This window comes from Pyxidicoccus caerfyrddinensis (assembly GCF_010894405.1).
Lineage (GTDB): Bacteria > Myxococcota > Myxococcia > Myxococcales > Myxococcaceae > Myxococcus > Myxococcus caerfyrddinensis.
This window is the reverse complement of the sequence record NZ_JAAIYA010000063.1, coordinates 1-7,437: the sequence shown is the minus strand read 5'-3', so window position 1 is coordinate 7,437 and position 7,437 is coordinate 1. Positions and strand designations below refer to the sequence as shown.

General features: G+C 70.9%; 1 protein-coding gene. It reads left to right on the top strand.

Annotation, left to right across the window (positions count from 1 at the left end):
* A partial coding sequence (locus tag G4D86_RS51280; RefSeq protein WP_164003031.1) for a non-ribosomal peptide synthetase occupies positions 1–7,437 on the top strand: 7,437 nt, incomplete at both ends.

Sequence of the window (7,437 nt, the reverse complement as noted above, 5' to 3'; positions counted from 1 at the left end):
CGAAGCTGCTGCTCCAGGAAGTGCCCTCCGCCTGGCGCGCCCACATCAACGACGTCCTGCTCACCGCCCTGGCTCGCGCTCTCGCTGAGTGGACGGGCCAGTCCCACGTCCTCGTTCACCTGGAAGGTCACGGCCGCGAGGAGCTCTTCGACGGCGTCGACCTCTCCCGCACCGTCGGCTGGTTCACCTCCTTCACTCCCGTGCTGCTCCCCGTGCCTACGAGCGGCTCGGCGGGTGAGTGCCTGCGCTCCGTGCGCGACTCGCTGCGCCGCCTGCCCCACCACGGCATCGGCTTCGGTCTGCTGAAGTGGCTCGGCCCCACGGACATCGCCCAGCGGCTCCAGTCCTTCCCCGTGCCTCAGGTGGCCTTCAACTACCTCGGCCAGCTCGACGCCTCGGCTTCCTCCAGTCGCCTCTTCTCCCTGAGCCACGAGCCCGTGGGCGCCCGGACCGCACCTTCCGGTGCACGTCCGCACGTGCTGGAGATCAACGGCTCCGTGCTCGGCGGACAGCTCCAGCTCTCCTTCGGCTACAGCACCCACCTGCACCATGCGGCCACCATCGAGTCGGTGGCCGGGCGCTTCCTCCACCACCTGCGCGCCCTCATCTCCACGCGCGCCTCGGAGGATGCCCGCCGCTTCTCCCCGGGTGACTTCCCGCTCGCGGCCCTCTCCCAGCCGTCGCTCGATTCGCTGCTGCAACAGACCGGGCCTGACGTCGAGGACATCTACCCACTCTCCCCCACGCAGCAGGGCATGTTGTTCCACGCCCTCCTGTCTCCGGAGTCCACCGTCTATTTCATGCAGCACTCCTGGGCCATCCACTCCGCCCTGGACGCCGCTGCCCTCCATCAGGCCTGGCAGTCCACCTCCGAGCGCATTCCCATCCTGCGCACCTCCTTCCACTGGCAGGGCCTCAACGCGCCCCTCCAGGTGGTCCACACGCGTCTGCCCTGCGCCTTCGAGGTGCTCGACTGGCGCTCCCTCCCTGCCTCCGAGCAGCACGAGCGCTACCAGCACTTCCTCCTCGAGGAGAGGCAGCGCGGCTTCGAGCTGCGCCGCGCGCCCCTGATGCGCATGGTGGCCTTCCGCCTCCAGCAGGATGTCTGGCGGATCCACTGGAGCCACTCCCACCTGCTGCTGGACGGCTGGAGCCTCGGCCTGGTGCTCCAGGAGTTCTTCTCCCTCTACGACGCCTGCCTCTCCGCACGCTCCGCGCCTCCCGCCACGCGGCCGCCCTTCCGCGACTACATCGCCTGGCTGCGCCAGCGTGACGACTCCGCCGACGCGGCCTTCTGGCGCGACTCCCTCTCCGACTTCTCTTCTCCCACGACGCTGCCGGGCGACACCCATGCCTCGCCCCCGCAGGGGCAGGCCCCGTCGCACCCCATCCACGAGCTGCTCCTGTCCGCCGAGGCCGCCGCGTCGCTGCGGGATGTCTCACGCGAGCATCAGCTCACCTTGAACACCCTGGCCCTCGCGGCGTGGGCCCTCGTCCTCTCGCGCTACTCCGGTGAGCAGGACGTCGTCTTCGGCTCCACCTTCGCCGGCCGTCCTCCCGAGCTGCCCGGCTCCGGCGCGATGGTGGGCATCTTCATCAACTCGCTGCCCACCCGCGTCCGCGTCCCCTCGGGCGGCTCCGCCCTGTTGCCGTGGCTACAGTCGCTCCAGGCCCAGCAGCTCGAGCTGCGCCAGTACGAGCACTCTCCGCTCGTCCAGGTCCAGTCCTTCAGCCAGCTGCCTCGCGGCGCCACACTCTTCGAGTCCCTGCTCGTCGTCGAGAACTACCCCATCGACGCGTCGCTGCGTCAGCGCAGCTCCTTCCTGGACGTGCGCGAGGCCATCGCCGCCGAGCGCTCCAACTACCCGCTCGCGCTCGCCGTCATCCCCGGCACCTCGTCGGTGCGGCTGCTGCTCTCACACGACGAGCCCCGCTTCCCCGCGCCCGCCATGCGGCGGCTGCTCGCGCACTGGCGCACCGTCCTGGAGTGCCTCGTCGCCCGGCCCGAGGCGCGCCTGGACGACGTCTCGCTGCTCTCCGATTCCGAGCGCCGCCTGGTGCTGGACGAGTGGAGCCACACGCCGGGCAGCGTCCCCGCTCAGCCCGTCCACCGTGTCATCGAGGCCCACGCGCGCCTCACGCCGGGCGCCCCGGCCGTCTGCTTCGGCGACGAGACGCTCACCTACGACGAGCTCAACGCCCGCGCCAACCAGCTCGCCCGACACCTGCGCCGGCTTGGCGTCGGCCCCGAGGTCCTCGTGGCGGTGTGCCTCGAGCGCTCCGTCGAGCTCGTCGTCTCCATGCTGGCCATCCTCAAGGCCGGCGGCGCGTGGCTCTCCCTCGACCCGTCTCTTCCCTCCGAGCGCCTGGACTTCATCGCCACCAACGCCCTGGCGCCCGTGCTGCTCACGCATTCGTCGCTGGAGCACCTGCTCGACCGCCGGGGCTATGTGTTCCTCGTCGACGAGCACGCGGAGCGCGTCGAGCGCGAGTCCACCGACGACCTCGACTCCGAGGCGCACGCCAGCAACCTGGCCTACGTCATCTACACCTCCGGCTCCACTGGCCGCCCCAAGGGCACCCAGCTCACCCACGGAGGCCTGGCCAACACCGCGCGTGCGGCGGCCCTCGCTCACGGCTGCCCGCCCGGCAGCCGCGTGCTCCAGTTCGCCAGCACCAGCTTCGACGCCTCCGTCTGGGAAGTGTTCTCCACCCTCGTCGGGGGTGTCTGCCTGGTGCTGGCCCCGCAGCAGCAACTGCTCCCGGGCGAGCCCCTGCGCTCGCTACTGCTGGAGCAAGCCATCACGGCCGCGACGCTCACCCCGTCCGTGCTCGCCCAGCTCGAGCCCGAAGGGCTGCCCGGGCTGCGGACCCTCATCACCGCCGGCGAGGCCTGCTCGCCCGAGCTCGCGCGGCGCTGGAGCCAGGGACGCACGCTGCTCAACGCCTACGGCCCCACGGAAGTCACCATCTGCGCCACCATCAGCGGCCCGGTGGACCCGCTGCGGCTGAGCATCGGCCGCGCCCTGCCCAACGCCCAGGTCTACGTGCTCGACGAGCACCTGCGGCCCGTGGCCGTGGGTGTGACAGGCGAGCTGTACGTCGGCGGCGCGGGCCTGGCCCGCGGCTATCTCGGCCTGCCCGCCCTCACCGCTGAGCGCTTCGTTCCCCACCCCTTCGCCACACACCCGGGTGAGCGCCTCTACCGCACCGGTGACAAGGTGCGCTGGCTGCCCCACGGCGAGCTGGAGTTCCTCGGCCGTCTGGACGAGCAACTGAAGCTGCGCGGCTTCCGAATCGAACCGGGCGAAGTGGAGATGGTGCTGCGCGAGCAGCCCTTCGTGCGCGAAGCCCTCGTGATGCTGCGCGAGGACGTGCCCGGCGACAGGCGACTCGTGGCGTACGTGCTGTCCCAGCCCGACACCCAGGTGGAGCCCCAGTCGCTGCGCACCGCCCTGCTGTCCCGGCTGCCCGAGTACATGGTGCCCTCGGCCTTCGTCGCCCTGGAGGCCCTGCCCCTCACGTCCAGCGGCAAGGTGGACAAGAAGGCCCTGCCGGCCCCGTCCGGTTCCGCCGCGGCCTCGGCGTCCGAATACACCGCGCCTCGCACCGACACCGAGCAGCGCCTGGCCTCCATCTGGCGCGAGGTGCTCCACGTCGAGCAGGTTGGCCTCTTCGACGAGTTCATGTCCCTGGGCGGCCACTCGCTGCTGGCCACCCAGGTCGTCTCCCGCATCCGCGCCTCCTTCGTCGTGGAGTTGCCCCTCCGCACCCTCTTCGAGGCCACCACGCTCGAAGCGCTCTCCCGGGCCATCGACGACGCCATCCGCTCCACTCCGGCGCCCGCCCTGCCGGCGCTGCGGCCCGTCCCGCGCGAGCAGCCCCTGCCGCTGTCCTTCGCCCAGCAGCGGCTGTGGTTCCTCGACGAGCTGGAGCCTGGCAACCCGCTCTACAACATGCGCGCGGCGGTGCGCCTCCGAGGCGTGCTGGATGTCTCCGCCCTGGAGCGCACCTTCGCCGAGCTCGTGCGCCGGCACGAGTCGCTGCGCACCACTCTCCACGCCGAGCAGGGACAGGCTTCGCAGCGCATCCACCCCGAAGGCCACGTGGCCCTGACGCGGGTGGACCTGGGCACGCTTCCTGCCGAGCAGCGTGAAGCCGAGGCACTGCGCGTCGCCTACGCGGAGTCCCTGCACCCCTTCGAGCTGACACGCGGCCCGCTGCTGCGCACCACCCTGCTGCGGCTGTCGGACTCCGAGCACGTGCTGGTGCTGGTGCTCCACCACATCGTCTCCGATGGCTGGTCCATGGGCGTGCTGGTGCGCGAGGTGGCCGCCCTCTACGCCGCATTCGCCCAGGGGCTTCCCTCGCCTCTGCCTGAACTGCCCGTCCAGTACGCCGACTACGCCATCTGGCAGCGGCAGTGGTTGCAAGGCGAGGAGCTGGAGCGCCAGCTGTCCTGGTGGAAGCAGCAGCTCTCCGGGGCTCCCGCCCACCTGGAGCTGCCCACCGACTCGCCGCGTCCAGCCGTGCGAGACCACCGTGGCGCCAGCGTCCCGGTGCAGGTGTCCGCGTCCAAGTGGGAGGCGCTCAAGGCCCTGGCCCAGCGTGAGGACGTCACGCCCTTCATGCTCCTGCTGGCCGCCTTCCAGGTGGTCCTGCACCGCCACTCAGGTGAGGAGGACATCAGCGTCGGCTCCCCCATTGCCGGCCGCCGTCATGCCGAGCTCGAAGGCATCATCGGCTTCTTCGTCAACACGCTGGTGCTGCGCACCCGGCTGGAGGGCAACCCGTCCTTCCGCGAGGTACTGCACCGCGTGCGCGAGACCACGCTGGGCGCCTTCGCGCACCAGGATGTCCCCTTCGAGAAGCTGGTGGAGCAGCTCCGGCCCGTGCGCGACCTCGGCCGCAGCCCCCTCTTCCAGGTCATGCTGGTGCTTCAGGCCGATCCGCTGCCCGGCCACTCCCTGCCCGGGCTGACGTTGGACTCGATGGAGCTGGAGAGCCGCACCTCCCGGTTCGACCTCCACCTCGCCTTCTCCGAGTCCGCACAGGGACTGGTCGGCTCGCTGGAATACCCCACCGACCTCTTCGAGACCGCCACCATGGTGCGTCTCGTGGGTCACCTGCACCAGTTGCTGGAGGGTGTCCTCGCCCGGCCCGAGCAGCGCATCGCCGAGCTGCCCCTGCTCACCGAGGCCGAGCGGCAGCAGGTGCTCGTCGAGTGGAACGACACCCGCGCGCCCCTGGCCGTGGACACCTGCATCCACCACCTCTTCGAGGCCCAGGTGCGGCGCACGCCGGACGCGCCTGCCTTTGGCTTCGAAGGCCAGTGGCTCACCTACCGCGAGCTGGATGCTCAAGCCAACCAACTGGCGCACCACCTGCGCTCGCTCGGCGTCGGTCCCGAGGTGCGCGTCGGCTTGTGTGCGGAGCGCTCTCTCGAATTGGTCGTCGGCCTCTTCGCCATCCTCAAGGCCGGTGGCGCCTACGTCCCGCTCGACCCGTCCTACCCCCGCGAGCGTCTGGCGTGGATGCTGGAGGACGCACGTCCCGCCGTGCTCCTCGCTCAGCCTTCGCTGCTGTCTCGCCTCCCGGAGACGCAGGGGGCCGCCGTGGTGTCCCTGGCCGACGAAGCGCTGCTCGGCCTGCCCACGCACGCGCCCGTCTCGCTGGCCACCCCCGACAGCCTCGCCTACGTCATCTTCACCTCGGGCTCCACTGGCCGCCCCAAGGGCGCCATGAATGCTCACCGCGCCGTCGTCAACCGCCTGCTCTGGATGCAGCAGGCCTATGGCCTGACGTCCGCCGACTCGGTGCTGCAGAAGACTCCCTACAGCTTCGACGTCTCCGTCTGGGAGTTCTTCTGGCCCCTCATGACGGGCGCACGCCTCGTCGTCGCTCGCCCCGGTGGCCACCAGGAGCCCGACTACCTCGCTCGCCTCATCTCCGAGCAGCACATCACCACGCTGCACTTCGTCCCCTCCATGCTCCAGGTGTTCCTGGAGGAGCCGGGCCTGGAGCGCTGCACCTCTCTGCAACGCGTGGTGTGCAGCGGCGAGGCCTTGCCGCTGGAGCTGGCTCAGCGCTGCCTGCATCGGCTGCCGTCCGCCCGACTGCACAACCTCTACGGCCCCACCGAGGCCGCCGTCGACGTCACCGCCTACGCGTGCATGCTCGACGAGCCGCACCGCTCCATTCCCATCGGCAGGCCCATCGCCAACACCTCCATTCGCCTCCTCGACTCGCACCTGCGGCCCGTACCCACGGGCGTGCCAGGCGAGCTCTTCATCGGCGGCATCCAGGTCGGCCGCGGCTACCTCGCCCGCCCCGAGCTCACCGCGGAGCGCTTCATCCCGGACCCCTTCAGCGACACACCGGGCGCGCGCCTCTACCGCACCGGTGACAAGGCCCGCTGGCTGGCCGACGGCAACATCGAGTACCTCGGCCGCCTCGACTTCCAGGTGAAGGTGCGCGGCCTGCGCATCGAGCTGGGCGAAATCGAAGCCACCCTGGAGAAGCACCCCCAGGTGCGACAGGCCGTGGTCGTCGTGCGCGAGGCCTCCCCGGGCGACAAGCGCCTCGTGGCCTACGTCGTACCGCCCGCGGGTGAGCAGCCCGCCGACTCCAGCGCCCTGCGTGACTTCCTCAAGCAGCAACTGCCCGAGTACATGGTCCCGTCGGCCTTCGTCGCCCTGGAGACCCTGCCCCTCAACTCCAGCGGCAAGCTCGACAGGAAGGCCCTGCCCGCACTGGACCTCTCCCGCTCCGAGCTGGGGCCCGCCTACGTCGCGCCTCGCAACGACGTGGAGCAGCGCCTGTGTGACATCTGGGCGCTCGTCCTGGGCCTGAAGCAGGTCGGCATCCACGACAACTTCTTCGAGCTGGGTGGTGACTCCATCATCAGCCTCCAGGTCGTCGCGCGTGCGCGCCAGGCCGGCCTGGTGCTCGCCACCCGCCAGCTCTTCCAGCACCAGACGGTGGCGCAGCTCGCCCTGGTGGCGAAGTCCTCCTCCGAGGCACGTAGCGAGCAGGGCCCCGTCACCGGCCCGGTGGTGCTCACCCCTGCCCAGCACCACCTGCTGGCGCACGATGCGGCGCACGCCCACCACTTCAACCAGGCCGTGCTCCTGGCCTCCCGCGAGCCGCTGAACGCTTCTCGCCTGGAGACGGCGCTCGCTCGCGTCGTGGCCCACCACGATGCCCTCCGCCTGCGCCTGCGCCAGCACGAGGGAGAGTGGCTGCAGGACAACGCCAGCTCCGACGAAGCGCCCTTCCACCTGCTCCAGGTGGACCTCTCCGCCACGCCCGCCTCCGAGCAGCCCGCCGCGCTCGAAGCCGAGGCCTCGCGCATGCAGGCCAGCTTCGTCCTGGCCCAGCCGCCGCTGCTGCGCGCCGCCCTCTTCCACCTCGGCAACGGCCAGCAGCGCCTGCTCC